Below are 17,990 nucleotides of genomic sequence, written 5' to 3'. Positions count from 1 at the left end.
ACTAAAGAGCAGCTGAATAAGACTAAACCTGGTTATTTTTGAGATGAGCGGCGAGCGCACTATCCATTGTTTGAATGTGCAACTCAAACCAATTGGGTAATTGTTCACTGACATAAGCACGGGCCATAGTGGTTGAGCCGGCTGCAACACGCTTGCCAAAACGTGCCAGCTCACCCAGTATCCGCTGGTGATCAGAAATGTGTTCTGCAATAGCAGGAAAATGGGACTCCTCCATCATCTGCTGTTCACTATCAAAATGAGATTGGGTATGTTCAGCCAGGTTTTTAAAAAGAGATGCGAACTCCTCCCTGTTTGCATCCGCCAGTCGATTTACCAGATCAACGAACTCTGAGTGAGTATCGTCCATCTGTGGTAAATCGAGTATAAAACGCTGATCGAAGCCATCAATTAGCATCTGCATTGATCTCTATCGATGTGTCTGGATTTGCTCTTTGATAGTCGATCATTTTTGTAATTTTGCGTGCAACGTATTGAGTGAAATCATCTACATTCTCATAGTCATACTCGACTGCAAGTGATGTAATCTCTTTCATCAGTTCGCGCAGTTTTACAATTTCTGTCAATTCTCGGCCACATGTAAGGCAGATTGTGCCATTGTCACGGCAGGCGTTTTTTCCTTGGCAGGGTGTGAAACGGGACATCTTTCTACTCAATACTCCTCAGTAGTAAAGGTTGAATCAACAGACCACTTTACTTTCAAGGGCTGAATCATTCTTGTCTTGATTTAGTTGAACAGCAAACTCTTCACCTATAAAGGTGTCGATATCGGCTTCTACTATTTCAATATTCATTTTGTTACAGAAGCGTCGCTCTTTATCATTCGGCTCTGGGATTAAAGCCCAACCTGCAGGTTGATCAGCAGCATAAATTATATCAGAGAGGACCATGCGCTCAGTATCCCTGGTCATTCTCAAGCCAAGAAAGAGATACTGTTTACCTTTTCGATATGTTTTCAGATAGTTTGGTAAGGCGAATCCACCCATCAATTCAGTAATGTAGTCGACATAGTCAGCATCTGAGGCGATATAGGTTGCATCTGGAAGTGGGCTACCCATGGGCTTGAATAGAATTGGCAGAGAGGGATCCGCTTCAGATTGATCAATCTCTTTCTCAGAGTATTTCTCACCATTATAATGATGGATACGAAATCGGTAGTCAGTTCCACCAACCCTGGAAATTCCGCGAATCAATGTGTGTGGCATATTGCTGTAGGTCTGCTGCAGCTGAGTGTCGCGATTGATATCAACTACATAGTGAGGTTTCACTGATTCCAGCCAGGCATGCAAAGGTGATTGAGTCCATGATTGCTTTCCGTAGGTCTCATCCAGAAAACGGTTGACAGCAGAGCGGCCCCGCTTTAATTCAACGTCCATGGCAGCTCGTGCAAACTCGTACATGAGTCTTGGAGACATGGGGCGACCGTTATTCATTGCCAATATGAGGCTGTCGCTGTCTGCAGGAATGGCATCCCCTGTTTCAACATTGACCGATCCATTGAGCGCACCCGCACCAAGGTAGGGCACTATCTGGCCTGATGATATGCCAGCTTTTAGTTCCGTGATTTTCTTCTCGACCATGCTGTTCCCCCAAATAATATTAAGTATCCATAGACATTCTGCAAGACGCAGGCCAAACATTATTGAAAAGTACATATTGTTGAAAATGCGTGAGGAATCTATATGAAAACAGATGATGAGTAATTACTTAAGATAAATCATTAAGTCATTAATAGTAAAGATAAATGTATTTGATATTTTAGATTTGAAAAATCTGAAAGTAGATTCGTAAACTATTTATAAGAATCTCTTATAAGCTGTTTCCATTACAATCAGAAAATCACTTTCGATAGCAGTTGTAGGTTTTGCTACAAATTTCAGAACATCAATCAGAGGCTATGTCTGAGAAATCGTGATTAAACCCATTTAGATCGCTGATTCCATGAAAAAATAGACTTGGCACGAAATGTGTTGTTGATTGAAATGTAATTAATCAAATGAGAGTGTCATTTCAATGCAGGAATCAGATTTTCGCGAAGTTGCAGATGAATTCATCCACCTTGCTAACGATTTAAGCGAGGAGTGGGCGATGCCGTTCCTCAGCGCTGCATTTATGTATGCCGCAGCATGGTATAATACTAACTTCTTTTTTGAGTCTGACGGTGCCTCGGAAAATCAGCAAGCAGCAGTAGATTACTATTGCGATCAATACAGGAAGATGTTGATGGAGTGTATGCACGATTTTTCCACACCTGGTGAGTAACCGATTGTTAATTCGCATTGTTTGACCGGGTAGAAGATATGAAACTTCAGACAGCCATCGAAGCCCCGCATCCCGCTGCCTTATGGGCGGAAACCGCACCACTTGACCCATTGCAAATCGATTGTGTCACGGCAGTCATGCTTAAGATACTCGACAATAAATGTAAAATGGGTCCCGAAGAACAAATGGCTGTGGTAGCTATTTATACTGTAATTAAGGAACGGAAGGGATTGTTGTTTGATCCATCCATACACCAGGAGATCGATTCAGCATTGCATGCTGATTCATTGATCTCACAGGAACAGATCCATGAATTAAGGCTTTTTGCAGAGAAGACAATACCCAAGCCGGTTATGAAACACTTCAAAAGCTACTTGCGTGACTCTCTTTACGGTGTCTGAAGCTAAGAGCATCGGTTTATTGATAGAGAGTAAACAGATACAGTTCTATATATAAAGAACCATTGTGTGCGAGCTGTACAGTCTATGAATCCATTGCTTTTAGCGGTTCATTTTCGAAATGCACTATAAAATACTGATTTTTACTCTAGATACGCCACCAATAACCAGATATTCATTTTCACCTCTCAAGCTATCGGGAAGTAAACCGGGAAAGTAAAGCAATTTCACAAAGGGAATTTGTGCTTGCAGTATGTAATCACCAAATTCATCGGCACGCTCTCTATCATTAGTAAATGAGTTGAGATTGTTCAGTAATAGTATGCATTCCTGTTTGCTTATCTGATGCAGGATTTCATGCTCCTTGATGTGATTGATACCTCTATAGAGTTTCAGGTGAGATGTGGTCGAATGAATCTGTTCGATTTCATATTGGCAATAGGTATAGAGCAGATCAAGCTGAGCTTCCAGACCATTGGTGTTATATAGGCCTTGAGCACGATCACTAAGATATCGATGATAGTGTTCTGAGGAGTAATCCCCAAGTGGCCCCCGGTGGTTTATTGGCAGCAACCCGAAACGGGACTCTACCCAACTTTTCAAAACAGCAGCCTCCTTACCATCAGGATCAAACATCCAGCCACGCAGGATGCGCAGGTAATCGGCTTTCTCTCGTTTGTGGCGGGCGCGTTGCGCATCAAAACCAGCTTCATCCAAATTGTCGAGCAGAAAACAGCAACGCATGTACTCCATGAAGTGGATTGCACGCTGATCGGCGTGAACATGATCAAGATGATTAAAAAGATCAGCATGAAGTTCGGTAACTCCATCAAGCATGATCTTCACAGGATGCTCCTGGAAGGTAAGGCTACCAAGGATTACAGCGGGAAGGCTGCATCTATTGATTGGTAGACGTGCAAAAGCGGGTAGAGATGTACGCTGTGACACCGATTGTTTGTTTTCATCCATACATTTGCTGGGTGTTTGTCGTGAACCTGACCTCAATTGTAGAGCGGTATAATACTAATAATAATATAAAAATCAATATGTTATGCATATTTAGATTTTTTGGCACGCCGATTGCAAATCTCTAGTCGTCCACGTGACCACAAACGACATTAGTCACTACTGATTCAACAATAGTAAGGAGATCCAACATGGCACTGCGTCAATGTGCAATCTACGGTAAAGGCGGCATCGGCAAGTCTACCACGACCCAGAATCTGGTCGCAGGTTTAGCTGAGCTAGGTAAGAAAGTCATGATCGTCGGTTGCGATCCCAAAGCGGATTCCACCCGCCTGATTCTGCACTCTAAAGCGCAGAACACCATCATGGAGATGGCAGCGGAAGCAGGTACAGTTGAGGACCTGGAGCTGGAAGATGTACTGAAAACCGGTTATGGCGACATCAAGTGTGTTGAGTCTGGTGGCCCTGAGCCAGGTGTTGGTTGTGCTGGTCGTGGTGTAATCACCGCTATCAACTTCCTCGAAGAGGAAGGCGCTTACGAAGAAGACCTCGATTTCGTATTCTACGACGTACTCGGCGACGTGGTATGTGGTGGTTTCGCTATGCCTATTCGTGAGAACAAGGCTCAGGAAATCTACATCGTATGCTCTGGTGAGATGATGGCTATGTACGCTGCCAACAACATCTCTAAAGGTATCGTGAAATACGCTAACTCTGGTGGCGTACGTCTGGCAGGCCTGATCTGTAACAGCCGTAACACAGCTCGTGAAGACGAACTGATCATGGAACTGGCTCGTCAGCTCGGTACTCAGATGATTCACTTCGTTCCTCGTGACAACGTGGTGCAGCGTGCTGAGATTCGTCGTATGACCGTTATCGAGTACGATCCTGCCGCCAAGCAGGCCCAGGAGTACCGCGATCTTGCTCAGAAGATCATCGACAACAAGTTTATGGTTATCCCAACCCCAATCACCATGGATGCCCTGGAAGATCTGTTGATGGACTTTGGTCTGATGGACGAAGAAGACGAGAGTATCGTCGGCCAGACTGCTTCTGCAGAATCATAAGCCATAAGGTTTTGCGCCGACCCTTTGGGGTCGGTATCAATCGATCATTTTTTCATAGCCTGTGTATTCACAGATTAGTGGTGGCAGGTGAAGGAGAATTTTATGTCAGATTTGACACGCGAAGAGACAGAGGCCCTCATCCAAGAGGTGCTTGAAGTCTATCCAGAAAACGCCAAAAAGGACCGTGCGAAGCATCTTACGGTCAATGACCAAGATGTAGAGCAGTCTAAAAAGTGCATAACCTCTAACCGTAAATCACTACCAGGTGTGATGACCATTCGTGGTTGTGCCTACGCTGGTTCTAAAGGTGTGGTTTGGGGACCAATCAAGGACATGATCCATATTTCTCATGGACCTGTTGGTTGTGGACAGTACTCACGTGCTGGACGTCGTAACTACTATGTAGGTACAACTGGTATCAATACTTTCGGTACCATGAACTTCACCTCTGATTTCCAGGAAAAGGATATCGTCTTCGGCGGCGACAAGAAGTTGTCCACGATCATGACTGAGATTGAACAGCTGTTCCCACTGAACAAAGGTATTACTGTTCAGTCTGAGTGTCCAATCGGTCTGATTGGTGATGACATCGAAGCCGTAGCCAAGAAAACCACGGCTGAGATCGAGAAGCCAGTTGTTCCTGTTCGTTGTGAAGGTTTTCGTGGTGTTTCCCAATCTTTAGGTCATCACATTGCTAACGATGCCGTTCGTGATTGGGTGCTTCATAATCGTGACGGAGATAACAGCTTTGAAGGTACAGACTACGATGTAACCATTATTGGTGACTACAACATCGGTGGTGATGCCTGGTCTTCGCGTACTCTGTTGGAAGAGATGGGTCTGCGTGTTATCGCACAGTGGTCTGGAGACGGCACCCTGGCTGAGATGGAGAATACTCCAAAGGCTAAGCTGAATCTGCTTCACTGCTATCGTTCCATGAACTATATCTCTCGCCACATGGAAGAGAAATATGGTATTCCTTGGATGGAATACAACTTCTTCGGTCCTACTAAGATCGAGGAGTCCCTGCGTAAGATTGCTGGTTTCTTCGATGAGACTATCCAGGCCAATACTGAGAAAGTCATTGAGAAGTACAAGGCTGAATATGAAGCGGTAATCGCTAAGTATCGCCCACGTCTCGAAGGTAAGAGAGTCATGCTCTACGTTGGTGGTCTGCGTCCTCGTCACATTATCGGTGCTTATGAGGACCTGGGTATGGAAGTTGTCGGTACAGGTTATGAGTTTGCTCATAACGACGACTACGACCGCACAATCAAAGAGATGGGCAATGCTACCCTGATTTATGATGATGTTACCGGTTACGAGTTTGAAGAATTTGTCAAGAAGGTCAAACCTGACCTGATTGGTTCTGGCATCAAGGAAAAATATATATTCCAGAAGATGGGTATCCCTTTCCGTCAGATGCACTCATGGGATTATTCAGGTCCTTACCACGGCTATGATGGTTTCGCCATTTTCGCACGTGACATGGACATGACTTTGAACAATCCATGCTGGAATAAAATCCAGGCACCCTGGTTGAAGGGTGAAGATGAGGCCGAAGCCGCTGCGGCTGGTGCTTAACGGAAGACTTTCGGTGGTCGGTTGATTAAATCGATCACCGGAAATGAACAACCAGATTCAAACTTAACCAACCGCTTGTCCACAGATTAGTGGCGCGGTAGGAGAAATATCATGAGCCAAGTTGTCGATGACATCAAACCCAGTTATCCCTTGTTTCGTACTGACGAATACATTGAGACACTGAAAAACAAACAGGAAAATTTCGAAGAGAAACACCCTGATGAAAAAATTCAGGAGGTTTTCCAGTGGACAACCACTGAAGAGTATAAAGAGCTGAACTTCAGCCGTTCTGCCCTGACTGTTAACCCGGCCAAAGCCTGCCAACCTCTTGGCGCAGTACTTTGCGCTCTGGGTTTCGAAAAGACTCTGCCTTATGTGCATGGTTCACAGGGTTGTGTAGCCTATTTCCGTACTTACTTTAATCGTCATTTCAAAGAGCCAGTAGCTTGTGTTTCTGACTCAATGACTGAAGACGCGGCAGTATTTGGTGGACAGAAAAATATGTTCGCTGGCCTGGAAAATGCTAAAGCACTCTACAAGCCAGAGATGATTGCTGTCTCTACCACTTGTATGGCTGAGGTTATCGGTGATGACCTGAATGCTTTCATTGGTAATGCCAAGAAAGAGGGGCATATTGAGGAAGAGTTTCCAACACCATTTGCACATACTCCAAGTTTTGTTGGCTCCCATACAACGGGTTGGGACAACATGTTTGAAGGTATTCAGCGTTACTTCACGCTGAACTACATGGAAGACAAAGAAGTTGGTAGCAATGGTAAAATCAATATTGTACCTGGCTTCGAGACCTATCTCGGAAACTATCGTGTCATGAAACGCATGATGGAAGAGATGGATGTTGATTATAGCCTGCTGTGTGATCCTACAGATGTGCTTGACACACCTGCAGACGGTGAATTCCGTCTGTATGATGGCGGTACTACAATCGATGAGGTCAAGGATGCACCGAATGCTATAGATACACTCTACCTGCAGCCTTGGCAGTCAGTTAAGAGTCGTAAATTTACCAAAAACACCTGGAAGCACCCTGCCTCAGATGTTGCGATTCCGATGGGATTGGAAGCTACTGACGCTTTCTTGATGAAAATCTCTGAGCTCACTGGCAAACCGATTTCTGAGTCTTTGACTCGTGAGCGTGGGGTTCTGGTTGACATGATGACCGATAGTCATGCTTGGCTACACGGTAAGAAGTTCGGACTCTACGGTGATGCTGACTTCGTCATGGGTATGACCAAGTTCTTACTCGAATTGGGTGCTGAGCCAACTCAGGTTCTCTGTAATCATGCCAATAAGCGTTGGAAAAAGGCGATGGAAAAAATCTTGGCTGACTCTCCCTATGGGCAGAACAGCGAAGTTCACATTGGTAAGGATCTGTGGCACTTCCGTTCACTGATGTTCACCAACAAGCCTGACTTCATGATCGGTAACTCTTACGGCAAGTTCATCCAACGTGATACTTTGCACAAGGGTAAAGAGCATGAAGTACCTCTGATTCGCATTGGCTTTCCGATCTTTGATCGCCATCACATGCATCGTGACACAACCCTGGGCTATGAAGGTGCTATGTATATGTTGAAGATGTTGGTTAACTCTGTACTTGAGCGTCTTGACGAAGAGACTCGCGGTATGGGTACCACTGACTACAACTACGACCTGGTACGTTAATTCCCCTTGGGTAGCACGAGTTTTGAGTGTTACCTTCTGAGTTGAACGGCGGCGGGTGATAACCCGCCGCTCAACTCTGAACTGATATTCAAATACTCTATTTGATAAATGAAGTGAGGTAACCACCGTGCCCAATGTAATGATACGCGTGAAAGATAATGGTGCGCTTTTATTCTACATCGCGAAAAAAGATCAGGAAGATGAGATTGCGAAAGTAGAGAAAGATACTGAAACCGAGTGGGGCGGAGAGGTCGAGTTGACCGATGGTACAAAGTATTACATCGATCCAATCAGCCCACCTCCATCTTTTCCTACAACTTTACGTTTTAAACGTGCCGAATAGTAGTAATTAGGAGATTGTCATGGCTTTTCAAATAGTAAGAGATATTTGTACCGCATGTGGTGATTGTGAGCCGGTTTGTCCGACTCAGTCGATTGTGCCATTCAAAGGGGTATATAAAATTGAGGAGGAAACCTGTACTGAGTGTGATGGTGACCACGATGTTCCTCAATGTCTTGATGTCTGCATGGAAGATGACTGCATCATTCCAGTGTAAGCAGAAATAGTTTTCAGAGACAAATTGACGCTAAATGTACGCCAATCATCACAGATACAACTATTGGATGTATTGGATCTGATATGCATTAATATTGCTGGTGTTTGTGGTGATTAGCGTCATTTGCAGTTTAGTTTAGTCCTTCAGGGACGATGGACAGCAATCAAACAAGTGGATGTTCAAATTTAACATCTACGAGAAACTTAGGAGTGATATATGAGCGCTTCACCCATCTCTGAGGAGATTGCATTACGTATCGGTTTGGCTGCAAGAGAGTTGCCGGATACTGATCCAGCTCGTTTACTTCGAGTTCTCGCTGATGCCGTCGGTCTTCCTCCGACCGCTAAAAAACTATCGTCACTTAAGGTGAAAGATCTTAAGTCTGCTGCAGATGGTGAATTTGCAGATTGTGATACTGCAGCAATCAAATCAGCACTAGCATCTCTTAAAGGCGAAAATAGTATCGTCAGCGAGCCTCTGCCCGAGATAGAGGCGTACCAGGAAGGGGATATGCCGAACAGTATTCGGGTTGCTTTCGCTTCCAATAAGTCTGAAATGCTGGATGGCCATTTTGGATCATGTCGTCGATTTCTTATCTATCAGATCTCATCAGATTCAAGTCGATTAGTCGATATCAGAACAGTCGACCAAAATGCAGATGTTGAAGATAAAAATGCGTATCGTGTAAGTTTGATCGACGATTGTCAGTTACTCTTTGTCGGCTCTATTGGTGGGCCAGCAGCAGCCAAAGTTGTACGGGCTGGTCTGCATCCGATCAAAAAGCCCCAAGCAGGACCTATCAGTGATGAAATACAATCACTGCAAACTGTTATCGGTGATGATGCATCACCTTGGTTGGCAAAGGTGATGGGGCAGGATCCAGAGCAACGTATTCGCTTTGAGCAGGAACTTGAGGCATGATCACTCAAGCGCAAGTAGAGAATATTGGAAACTTATTGACACAGCGGTCAGTTGATGAGTCAGCTGTTATTGAGCTACGTCAACAGTTTCCTGAGATACACTTTACCTACTGTATGGATGATGATGTTATTGCTGCATCACCTCTACACGAGTCAGATTTATTCAATCTCTATTTGATCGATAGTCGCAATCATTGCCTAAGTTTTACTCAAGATTTGGATGCGGCTACAGGTATTGTGGTTGCTGAGATAGAAGAAGCGTGACAGAAGAATTGATGGCAAAGGAAAATGTAGGAACACCTACTGCTGATTGCAGCACCTGTCCTCACCGGGAGGACAGACTAAAGTCGGGAAGGTGTAACCCCGGCGATGTCTGCGTACGCGCAATGAGCGGAAGGCAGATCGCGCGATTCTTCCAATTCAACCCGGATCTGGCAGAAGTTTATGCTGGTGATGAATTTTGGGAAAGACGTGCAATTGCTGCTCGTTACTTATCACAGCAACGTTTGCTGCAGATGCTTGATGATCCCGATGAAGTGGTTCGTAGGGTTCTGGCATATCGAATACCAGTTGATCAACTCCAACCTTTAATCAACGATCCTGACAGAGAGGTCAGGATTACTGTTGCAGATAGACTGCCGATTGAACTGTTGGAAAATATGGTCAAGGATGAAGACTATATGGTCAGACACATGGTAGCCAAGCGAATTCTGCCTGGCAGGTTGTTTAGAATGATTCTAGACCCCGATCGGGATGTACGAAAAACAGTTGCTTCACGCCTACCTGTGGAAAGTATTGGATTGATGATGAATGACTCAGCACCTGAGGTGCGTTTGGTCGTCGCAGAACGTCATGACAAAGATGGGCTTGAACCATTACTGAGTGATAGCGATTGGCGAGTTCGTTTAGTAGCCTGTCAACGGGTACCGGTCAAACTGTTACCTCAAATGCTAGACGATGAAGATGATGATGTAAGGCATGTCGCGGAAGAGCGCCTTTCGGAACAACAGGATTAAGTCAAATGCATCCGTTTGCAAAATATATTCAGATACTAGGGAAGGGAAAGAATGGCATGCGTCCTCTGTCTCGCGAAGAGGCATACGAGGCGATGAATATGATTGCTTGCTATGATGTTGAACCAGAGCAAATCGGTGCATTTATGATGCTGATGCGTGTCAAGGAAGAGACGGCAGAAGAGGTTGCTGGATTTACACAAGCGCTAAAAGATAGTTTACCCATAGCAAATCAATCACCTGCACCAGCCGTAGACTGGGCTGCCTATGCGGGTAAAAAAAGACAACTACCCTGGTTTCTGCTTGCGGCATTGATTGTGGCAAGACGCGGCTATCCAGTGTTCATGCATGGGATGAGTCGTAGCGATGATCGAGTATATGTTCCAGAAGCACTGGATGCCCTGGATATGACGGCTGCCAACTCTATGCCAGAGGCTCAAAAACAACTCGCTGACCAGGGGTTTTCGTACCTGCCAATCAGCAAGTTATCGCCACTAGCGACACAATTGATAGCAACACGTGATCTTTTTGGTCTGCGTCCGCCTCTGCATACTGTAGTAAGAATGTTAAATCCTCTATCTGCCCCTCTTAGTCTGATGGGAGTGTTCCATCCCAATTTCGCGGCAATTCACCAACAGGCAGCACTATTACTAGAGCAGCCGAATTGCTTGATTTGCAAAGGGGAGGGCGGTGAATTTGAGCGCATTCCCGACCGTGCTGTCGAACTCAATGGAGTGACAGATGGCAAGGATTGGCTGGAGACATGGCCCTATCGTGTCAAACCAGGCCTGCAGGTCAAACAAGAGCGTCTCAATCTGAACCACTTTAGATCGGTATGGGATGGAGAAGCTGAAGATATTTACGGGAAGTTGGCAGTAACTGGTACGCTGGCGTTAGTCATCAGATCACTCAGGCTTGTCGATACCGAGACTAAAGCTCATGAGTTGGCAGACTCCTGGTGGCGTGATAGGCATCATAGTTTTGTAGCTCAGGAGGCTGTTTAATGAGTGCCCCGTTTGCTAAACCTGAAGAGCTTGCCATGCTTGTTCTCTCTTACGATATCAGTGAAGGTATTGAGGGACTGTATAGTGAGATCAACAAGTTGATGCCGGATCTTAACTTTTCTCATGTGATTACACGGGGTAACTGGTATCGATTGGGTGGTGTTGTAGACTCGGACTATCAGCCGATAGCACAGAATATTGCTCAATGGGCAGAGACAACCTCTGCAGGTGATATCGATAATCTCATCACCGACTATATTGATGCCGGCTACTTTGCTACCCGTTTGGCAGGAAAAACACACTATTTTACTGCGACCCACGGGGATGCTCCTGAACAGTTTGTGCAGTTGGAAATCGAAGAGCTGCAAGAGGTATTGGATAGACCGTTAGTTGAGAGAGACTGGTTTCCTGAAAGCCTGGAGGAGTTTCTCGACCCACTGGATTATCCTCGTCTCGAGCCAGAGCCGATCAGTAGCGCTTATCTGCAATTCCGGCGCATTACGCCTATTGAAGGTTTAGTGTCAGAGAAAGCGAAGGAAAATCGTTCTATTAAAAACCTAAAACGGTTCTTTAAAGATTGGCAGGTAAGCAGCGCTGGGGCACAGAATGTGTTTTGTAAGCATTGGATCTTGGCCCTAAGAGAGTATCAGGACAGCGATGGTGAATTTCAACTCAGTGCTAAACCCTACACTACCTTTCAGGGTAATCAGACAATTGCCAGATTGACCGATTCCCCGCATGGATCAGAATTGGCTAATGCCATTCATGGTTATGATCGTCAGGTCGGATATCCATTTGCCTGGTTTTTTAATATGTTGAGTAGTAAATCAGACAACTATACATTAGCCGAAGCTGTTTTAAAGGATCAGATGGGGGCCTTTGACTATCTGCCTCCCAGAGATTTACAAGTATTGCGCGAATGGGAAGCAAACCCCTACGGCGTATAGAAATTGCCTCTCGAATAGTGATCGAGGTGCCCTTAAAAGAGGGTGGATACCAGGGAAGATTACAGGCTAAGGAATATTACACTCCTTAAATCAGTCAAGATTGTTTAATTATCAATGGCTTGCTTTGTGCTGCTCTGGCATAGGGTAGTCAATTTTAAATGATCAACACTCTTGTCTGCACTCAATAAATATGCTGGATTGGTTTGTGCGGCATATTGTCCTGAATATTCTGATATGCTTCGGAGCCATCGAGGTAGAAAATCCATATCTAACAATGGCGTATTCGTCAGGCGTCAAACATAAGATTCCTATGATTAAGTTATTCCGAACTAGATATAGAATTGTTTTTTATAGTCCAAAATCCGAAGGCGTATCTCTGGTAATAGAGAGTCAAAACCTTACTTTACCGATGAGGTGTGATGGTCACGGATACTGGACGATAAAACACTATTTTCCATACACTGACCTGGAAAATATCTCCTACCATTTTAAGGTTGTGGAGAATGGTAAAACAAAAAAAGTAATTGACCCATCTGCAAGACGAATAGAAAAAGTCGATGGTGAATACAAGGGATATTTATCACAAATTAAGCCACGAAATGGGCATATTAAATTTCGTACACCCCCTTTTAAAGATATCGTTATATACGAAACTCATCTACCAGCCCTGACACGAGATAAAAGCACTCTCCTCTCTAATAAGAAACACAGAGGAACCTACCTAGGTGCTAAATCAGATTATGTAGTTGACTATCTTCAGAAACTTAATGTTGCGGTTGAATTTCTACCCCTGCATCTCAATGATGAGCAGCTAGGGCAGGACTGGGGCTACTATTCAATCAGCTATCATGCATTCAGGTATGATTTTGCATCAGTCAAAGAGAGTGTCAATCATGAAGTCATGCAATTGGTGGATCGATTACATGAACGAAGAATACCGGTGATCCTGGATGTTGTCTTTAATCATGGTGCAGAACTCTGGGTAAAAGCCTGGGGAGAGGATGTTGTATATAGAAAGCTGGATAATAGTAGCTTTTGTCAAGGTTCTGGGTGTGGAGCCAGTGTTAAAACAGAAGACCCACATATCAGGAAAATGATACTGGATTCACTGCTTTACTTGGTGAAACATTTTCGGTTTGATGGCTTCCGGTTCGATCTTGGCGCACTGCATGATATACAAACCATGATTGAAATTGACAGACGCCTTCCAAATAGAATTTATCTCATTGCTGAGCCCTGGGCGCTTTCTGGCTCGCAATGGGGTAAGCAGGAAATGAGCACTCTTTTTTCTAGAACCCGTTGGTCGATTTGGAATGATGATTTTCGTGAATCTGGTAGAACATTTATTAATGGCACAGGTGACTTCCATAATCGAGATCTCTTGATGAGAGGGATAGTAGGGAGTCACATTGATGATGGTGGTTGGTCCTTAAGACCACAGCAGAGTATCAACTATCTCTCCTGTCACGATGGAAAGACTCTGGCTGACATAGTCAAGGGTGATAAACATAGAGTTTTCCTTGGTATCTTTCTAGTATTGACTTCACAGGGGATACCGATGTTGGGCGAGGGCAGTGAAATGCTCTATTCGAAGCAAGGGTATGATAACAGCTACAATCGCCCCGATCTTAATCGACTCAATTGGGATAGTGCTCAACAAAACAGTGATCTTGTTAAAGCTGTCTCCGGGTTGGTTGCGTTGCGAAAGAAGTTCAATCACTTTGGATATACAGGCCATTTAAAGGCAAATGACCATAAAAAGAGTGGCTGGGATATTGATTGGATCTATCCAACAGGCTTCCCACATAACGATAATGTAAATGCAATAGGTTATCTTCTAAGGGAGCCTCGCAAATTCATAAATTTAAATAGAGACCAGCATAGGCTACTGATCTTAATGAATGGAAGTCAAAGCGGGGTAAACTTTCTGCTCCCCAATGGTAAGTGGAAGGTTCTGGTAGATGGCTTCCATATAATAACTGATATCGAAGGTATCAAAACAACCCCTCCAGCCAAGCATCACTATCATCTGCATCCTGGTACCTGTGCGATGTTGACGCCTATTTAGTAGCTTTCCAGGCATTAAAGCACTCTTTTGGTGCGGTTTGAAGAGAATTTGTCAGACAAACTGAGGCTCTACAGGCAACTTAACTGTATGAGGGTCCCTACAAACAGTACAAATTGTCGGGTTTGTTACAAAAGAACATTCAAAATAAGTATTAATAAACAATAAGATGCGTTGTGGCATATCGATTGCATAAGGCTATCTATCAAACCTTTTGGAGTCATGACCATAACATGAAACAGAAAGAGATAGCCGCTCTTCTTGATGAACCGGCATGCGCCCACAACAAGAAGTCCAAATCTGGTTGTGCCAAGCCGAAACCTGGTGCAACAGCAGGTGGATGTGCGTTTGACGGTGCACAAATTGCTCTGCTACCCATAGCTGACGTCGCTCATATCGTTCATGGGTCAATTGCCTGCGCTGGTAGTTCATGGGACAACCGAGGCACGAGATCGAGCGGTTCACGTCTTTTTCGAATTGGTATGACAACTGACCTGACGGAACAGGATGTGATTATGGGGCGTGGTGAAAAACGCCTCTTTCATGCCATCAAACAAGCTGTAGAGAGTTATTCACCATCAGCAGTTTTTGTCTACAATACTTGCGTTCCCGCGTTGGTGGGTGATGATATAGAGGCAGTTTGCAAAGCTGCTGAGACCCGTTGGGGAACACCAGTGGTGCCGGTCGATGCGGCAGGATTCTACGGTACCAAAAACCTTGGTAACCGCATCGCTGGCGAATCCATGGTCAAGTATGTTTGTGGTACCCGAGAACCTGATCCACTGCCGGAAGATGCAATTCGAGAAGGAATCAAGGTTCACGATGTTGCATTGATTGGTGAATACAATATCGCTGGAGAACTCTGGCATGTCCTGCCTCTGCTCGATGAACTCGGGCTGCGTGTGCTGTGCACCTTATCAGGAGACGCCCGCTATCGTGAGGTGCAGACCATGCACCGCTCTTCTGCCAACATGATGGTCTGCTCAAAGGCAATGATTAATGTAGCTCGTAAGTTGCAGGATGCCTTTGATACCCCTTGGTTTGAAGGCAGTTTCTATGGTGTGCGTGATGTCTCTCAAGCACTAAGGGATTTTGCTCGATTGATTGATGATGAAGATCTCAGCCAGAGAACAGAGGCATTGATCGCTCGAGAAGAGGCTAAAATCGATGCACAACTTGAGCCATGGCGAAAAAAGCTGCGTGGTCGTAGAGTCTTGCTCTATACCGGCGGTGTCAAGTCCTGGTCTGTAATAGCGGCACTACAGGATCTCGGCATGGACGTCGTTGCCACAGGTACCAAGAAGTCCACAGAAGAGGATAAAGCCCGTATCAGAGAGTTGATGGGCGAGGATGCTGTTATGTTGGAAGAAGGCAATCCCCGTGCATTGATCAATATCGTGCATGATAAGAACGTCGACGTGCTGATCGCAGGTGGACGAAATATGTACACTGCATTAAAAGCACGCATTCCCTTTCTAGATATCAACCAGGAACGTGAATTTGGATATGCCGGCTACCAGGGGATGGTTGAGCTGGCGCGTCAACTGGTGCTGACTATTGAAAGTCCGATCTGGGCGCAGGTGCGTACGCCTGCTCCCTGGTTGTCATCATCTTCCTCCTCACAAAGTCAGGAGGCCAAGTCATGACCGAGATTATCAAACGTAATAAAGCACTCTCAGTGAGTCCTTTGAAAGCTAGCCAGACCCTGGGTGCAGCTCTCGCCTTTCTAGGTTTTCGCCGCTCTATACCCATGCTGCATGGTTCTCAGGGTTGCACTGCGTTTGGCAAGGTCTTTTTTGTGCGCCACTTTCGTGAACCTATCCCGCTTCAGACTACGGCAATGGATCAGGTCACAACCATTATGGGATCAGAAGATAGTGTTGTAGAAGGACTTAAAACAATAGCTGAGAAAAACAAACCTTCTTTGTTGGGTGTGCCAACCACAGGACTCTCCGAGACACAGGGCAGCGATGTGCGCATGGCGGTTAAGATGTTTCGTGATCAAAATCCACAATTCGATAACATTCCAGTGGTGCCTGTCACCACACCTGACTATAGCGGCTGTCTCGAAAGCGGTTTTGCAAAAGCGGTTGAAGCCATCATCAAAACAATCGTTCCCTCTGCCAGTGATGCCAGTACATCTCCTGGAAGACGTCAAAGGCAGGTGAATGTACTGGTAGGTCCATCCCTGACCCCAGGTGATCTGGAGGAGCTGAAGGAGATCATTGAGTCATTCAATTTACGACCAGTTGTGATACCGGATTTATCTGATTCTTTGGATGGTCATTTAGGTGAAGATGATTTTTCACCATTAACTATTGGTGGAACAGATATCTCAGAGCTCTTGACCTTGGGAGATGCCAAGGCAACCTTAGTCATCGGAGATGCACTGAATAAAGCAGCAGACATGTTGCATGACTTGACAGGAGTGCCCGATCACCGAATTGGACATCTTATGGGGCTGGAAGCAGTTGATACCTTTATCGATACACTGCACAAGATTTCTGAAGAACCTGTCCCAGCAAAATTAGAGCGACAACGTGCCCAGCTGCAGGATGCAATGCTGGACTGTCACTTTATGCTGGGCATGTCACGGTTTGCTTTGGCCGCCGATCCTGATCACCTGGTTGCCCTGAGTCAGATGTTAGCCGGTGTTGGTGCAGAAACCGTGGCCGCTGTAGCGCCAGTAAATGCACCATCATTGAAAACAGTAGCTTCAGAAAAGGTCAAGATTGGTGATCTTGAAGACTTAGAAATAATGGCTAAAGAGGGTGGGGCAGAGATACTGATTACCAACTCACATGGTACAGAAAGTGCGCAGCGATTAGGTATACCTCTGCTACGTGCCGGCTTTCCACAATACGACTTCCTGGGTGGCTATCAAAAGACATGGATAGGATACCGGGGTAGTCGCCAAACACTCTTTGATTTAGCCAACATCATGCTCACTTTGGAAAAGGGGGAGATCTCTCCCTATCGTTCCATATACGCACAAAAGAGAGACTACCTGGAGGTGGTAAATGAGCATAACGAGACGATTGCAACTCGTGGGCTGCACCACTGAGGATGGTTGGATGGCAACAGCACTAAAAGTTGCATTTGCCACAAGTGATATGAAGCGAGTGGATCAGCACTTTGGTGCTGCCCAGTCTTTCGCTATCTATGCCCTGGATCAGGAAAAGGCCTGCTTTGTTGAAGCAGTCGAGTTCGGCATGTTGGATATGGATGGTAATGAAGACAAATTGGTAGCCAAGATCAATGCATTGGAAGGCTGTATTGCAGTGTACAGCCAAGCTGTTGGTGCATCAGCAATCAATCAGTTGAAATTAAAAGGCATACAACCGGTAAAGATTTCACCTGGGGCGTCAATCGCCTCACTGCTTGAAGCATTGCAGCAGGAACTTCGTGATGGACCAGGAAGTTGGCTGGCAAGGGCAATAAAGAGCACAGCACCAGTTGACCCTTCTCGTTTCGATGATATGGAACAGGAAGGTTGGGAGGAATAG

Annotated in this window: 20 protein-coding genes; 16 read left to right on the top strand and 4 right to left on the bottom strand. The window is 45.3% G+C overall.

Annotated features, from left to right (window positions below; all coding sequences use genetic code 11):
* Positions 1-22 precede the first annotated feature (22 nt).
* From AC4IFB_RS08545 to AC4IFB_RS08535, 3 genes are read right to left on the bottom strand one after another with little or no spacing between them, the layout of a single operon-like run.
* Entirely contained in the window at positions 23-421 is a 399-nt protein-coding gene (locus tag AC4IFB_RS08545) for a bacteriohemerythrin (protein WP_490779935.1), read from the bottom strand.
* The gene (locus AC4IFB_RS08540; protein ID WP_490777189.1) at positions 405-662 is read right to left on the bottom strand and encodes a hypothetical protein; all 258 of its coding nucleotides are present in this window, start codon (positions 660-662) and stop codon (positions 405-407) included. The genes AC4IFB_RS08545 and AC4IFB_RS08540 overlap by 17 nt, the downstream gene beginning before the upstream one ends.
* 36 nt (positions 663-698) lie before the next feature.
* Positions 699-1,598: an SIR2 family protein gene (locus tag AC4IFB_RS08535; RefSeq protein ID WP_490779934.1), complete on the bottom strand. Its 900-nt coding sequence runs from the start codon at positions 1,596-1,598 to the stop codon at positions 699-701.
* 433 nt (positions 1,599-2,031) lie between these two features.
* Here AC4IFB_RS08535 and AC4IFB_RS08530 point away from each other — a divergent pair, with 433 nt between their 5' ends.
* Positions 2,032-2,280, top strand: a complete 249-nt coding sequence (locus tag AC4IFB_RS08530) for a DUF3144 domain-containing protein (protein ID WP_490777191.1) — start codon at positions 2,032-2,034, stop codon at positions 2,278-2,280.
* Between the two features lie 38 nt (positions 2,281-2,318).
* Positions 2,319-2,681, top strand: a complete 363-nt coding sequence (locus tag AC4IFB_RS08525; RefSeq protein WP_490777192.1) for a hypothetical protein — start codon at positions 2,319-2,321, stop codon at positions 2,679-2,681.
* 123 nt (positions 2,682-2,804) lie between these two features.
* Here AC4IFB_RS08525 and AC4IFB_RS08520 read toward each other — a convergent pair whose 3' ends face one another.
* A complete protein-coding gene (locus AC4IFB_RS08520) occupies positions 2,805-3,647 on the bottom strand; it encodes an NAD(+)--dinitrogen-reductase ADP-D-ribosyltransferase (protein WP_490777193.1) in 843 nt (280 codons plus the stop codon).
* A gap of 188 nt (positions 3,648-3,835) precedes the next feature.
* On the opposite strand from AC4IFB_RS08520, the gene nifH reads away from it, so the two are divergent.
* From nifH to AC4IFB_RS08450, 14 genes are all read left to right on the top strand, one after another.
* Positions 3,836-4,711 carry a nitrogenase iron protein gene (gene nifH / locus AC4IFB_RS08515; RefSeq protein ID WP_490777194.1) on the top strand — a complete coding sequence of 292 codons (876 nt, stop codon included), beginning with the start codon at positions 3,836-3,838 and terminating at the stop codon, positions 4,709-4,711.
* A gap of 102 nt (positions 4,712-4,813) precedes the next feature.
* Positions 4,814-6,295, top strand: a complete 1,482-nt coding sequence (nifD, locus tag AC4IFB_RS08510; protein WP_490779933.1) for a nitrogenase molybdenum-iron protein alpha chain — start codon at positions 4,814-4,816, stop codon at positions 6,293-6,295.
* A gap of 111 nt (positions 6,296-6,406) precedes the next feature.
* Positions 6,407-7,978 carry a nitrogenase molybdenum-iron protein subunit beta gene (gene nifK, locus AC4IFB_RS08505; protein WP_490777196.1) on the top strand — a complete coding sequence of 524 codons (1,572 nt, stop codon included), beginning with the start codon at positions 6,407-6,409 and terminating at the stop codon, positions 7,976-7,978.
* 127 nt (positions 7,979-8,105) lie between these two features.
* The gene (gene nifT, locus AC4IFB_RS08500; RefSeq protein WP_490777197.1) at positions 8,106-8,321 is read left to right on the top strand and encodes a putative nitrogen fixation protein NifT; all 216 of its coding nucleotides are present in this window, start codon (positions 8,106-8,108) and stop codon (positions 8,319-8,321) included.
* A gap of 19 nt (positions 8,322-8,340) precedes the next feature.
* Complete coding sequence (locus AC4IFB_RS08495; RefSeq protein ID WP_069005825.1) at positions 8,341-8,535, top strand: 4Fe-4S binding protein; 195 nt, start codon at positions 8,341-8,343, stop codon at positions 8,533-8,535.
* 216 nt (positions 8,536-8,751) lie between these two features.
* On the top strand, positions 8,752-9,456 hold the full coding sequence (locus AC4IFB_RS08490; RefSeq protein WP_490777198.1) for a dinitrogenase iron-molybdenum cofactor biosynthesis protein: 705 nt from the start codon (positions 8,752-8,754) through the stop codon (positions 9,454-9,456).
* A complete protein-coding gene (locus AC4IFB_RS08485) occupies positions 9,453-9,719 on the top strand; it encodes a DUF6129 family protein (protein ID WP_490777199.1) in 267 nt (88 codons plus the stop codon). Before AC4IFB_RS08490 ends, AC4IFB_RS08485 begins: the two co-directional genes overlap by 4 nt.
* A gap of 11 nt (positions 9,720-9,730) precedes the next feature.
* Positions 9,731-10,471, top strand: a complete 741-nt coding sequence (locus AC4IFB_RS08480; RefSeq protein ID WP_490777200.1) for a 4Fe4S-binding leucine-rich repeat protein — start codon at positions 9,731-9,733, stop codon at positions 10,469-10,471.
* 5 nt (positions 10,472-10,476) lie between these two features.
* Complete coding sequence (locus AC4IFB_RS08475) at positions 10,477-11,472, top strand: glycosyl transferase family protein (protein ID WP_490777201.1); 996 nt, start codon at positions 10,477-10,479, stop codon at positions 11,470-11,472.
* The gene (locus AC4IFB_RS08470) at positions 11,472-12,419 is read left to right on the top strand and encodes a hypothetical protein (protein WP_490777202.1); all 948 of its coding nucleotides are present in this window, start codon (positions 11,472-11,474) and stop codon (positions 12,417-12,419) included. Before AC4IFB_RS08475 ends, AC4IFB_RS08470 begins: the two co-directional genes overlap by 1 nt.
* 310 nt (positions 12,420-12,729) lie before the next feature.
* The gene (locus AC4IFB_RS08465; RefSeq protein ID WP_490779932.1) at positions 12,730-14,487 is read left to right on the top strand and encodes a hypothetical protein; all 1,758 of its coding nucleotides are present in this window, start codon (positions 12,730-12,732) and stop codon (positions 14,485-14,487) included.
* 230 nt (positions 14,488-14,717) lie between these two features.
* The gene (gene nifE, locus AC4IFB_RS08460) at positions 14,718-16,130 is read left to right on the top strand and encodes a nitrogenase iron-molybdenum cofactor biosynthesis protein NifE (protein WP_490777204.1); all 1,413 of its coding nucleotides are present in this window, start codon (positions 14,718-14,720) and stop codon (positions 16,128-16,130) included.
* Positions 16,127-17,548: a nitrogenase iron-molybdenum cofactor biosynthesis protein NifN gene (nifN, locus tag AC4IFB_RS08455; RefSeq protein WP_490779931.1), complete on the top strand. Its 1,422-nt coding sequence runs from the start codon at positions 16,127-16,129 to the stop codon at positions 17,546-17,548. Before nifE ends, nifN begins: the two co-directional genes overlap by 4 nt.
* The gene (locus AC4IFB_RS08450) at positions 17,505-17,990 is read left to right on the top strand and encodes a NifB/NifX family molybdenum-iron cluster-binding protein (protein WP_490779930.1); all 486 of its coding nucleotides are present in this window, start codon (positions 17,505-17,507) and stop codon (positions 17,988-17,990) included. The genes nifN and AC4IFB_RS08450 overlap by 44 nt, the downstream gene beginning before the upstream one ends.

The organism is Candidatus Thiodiazotropha sp. AKIB8, from assembly GCF_058244675.1.
Note: the sequence above shows the minus strand (reverse complement) of the source record. Positions and strands in the feature narration are given on the sequence as shown.

Bases quoted from the DNA above. Each gene is read 5' to 3' on its own strand.
- AC4IFB_RS08545 (WP_490779935.1), bottom strand. From the start codon at position 421: ATGCAGATGCTAATTGATGGCTTCGATCAGCGTTTTATACTCGATTTA.
- AC4IFB_RS08540 (WP_490777189.1), bottom strand. From the start codon at position 662: ATGTCCCGTTTCACACCCTGCCAAGGAAAAAACGCCTGCCGTGACAAT.
- AC4IFB_RS08535 (WP_490779934.1), bottom strand. From the start codon at position 1,598: ATGGTCGAGAAGAAAATCACGGAACTAAAAGCTGGCATATCATCAGGC.
- AC4IFB_RS08530 (WP_490777191.1), top strand. From the start codon at position 2,032: ATGCAGGAATCAGATTTTCGCGAAGTTGCAGATGAATTCATCCACCTT.
- AC4IFB_RS08525 (WP_490777192.1), top strand. From the start codon at position 2,319: ATGAAACTTCAGACAGCCATCGAAGCCCCGCATCCCGCTGCCTTATGG.
- AC4IFB_RS08520 (WP_490777193.1), bottom strand. From the start codon at position 3,647: ATGGATGAAAACAAACAATCGGTGTCACAGCGTACATCTCTACCCGCT.
- nifH (WP_490777194.1), top strand. From the start codon at position 3,836: ATGGCACTGCGTCAATGTGCAATCTACGGTAAAGGCGGCATCGGCAAG.
- nifD (WP_490779933.1), top strand. From the start codon at position 4,814: ATGTCAGATTTGACACGCGAAGAGACAGAGGCCCTCATCCAAGAGGTG.
- nifK (WP_490777196.1), top strand. From the start codon at position 6,407: ATGAGCCAAGTTGTCGATGACATCAAACCCAGTTATCCCTTGTTTCGT.
- AC4IFB_RS08495 (WP_069005825.1), top strand. From the start codon at position 8,341: ATGGCTTTTCAAATAGTAAGAGATATTTGTACCGCATGTGGTGATTGT.
- AC4IFB_RS08490 (WP_490777198.1), top strand. From the start codon at position 8,752: ATGAGCGCTTCACCCATCTCTGAGGAGATTGCATTACGTATCGGTTTG.
- AC4IFB_RS08485 (WP_490777199.1), top strand. From the start codon at position 9,453: ATGATCACTCAAGCGCAAGTAGAGAATATTGGAAACTTATTGACACAG.
- AC4IFB_RS08480 (WP_490777200.1), top strand. From the start codon at position 9,731: ATGGCAAAGGAAAATGTAGGAACACCTACTGCTGATTGCAGCACCTGT.
- AC4IFB_RS08475 (WP_490777201.1), top strand. From the start codon at position 10,477: ATGCATCCGTTTGCAAAATATATTCAGATACTAGGGAAGGGAAAGAAT.
- AC4IFB_RS08470 (WP_490777202.1), top strand. From the start codon at position 11,472: ATGAGTGCCCCGTTTGCTAAACCTGAAGAGCTTGCCATGCTTGTTCTC.
- AC4IFB_RS08465 (WP_490779932.1), top strand. From the start codon at position 12,730: ATGATTAAGTTATTCCGAACTAGATATAGAATTGTTTTTTATAGTCCA.
- nifE (WP_490777204.1), top strand. From the start codon at position 14,718: ATGAAACAGAAAGAGATAGCCGCTCTTCTTGATGAACCGGCATGCGCC.
- nifN (WP_490779931.1), top strand. From the start codon at position 16,127: ATGACCGAGATTATCAAACGTAATAAAGCACTCTCAGTGAGTCCTTTG.
- AC4IFB_RS08450 (WP_490779930.1), top strand. From the start codon at position 17,505: ATGAGCATAACGAGACGATTGCAACTCGTGGGCTGCACCACTGAGGAT.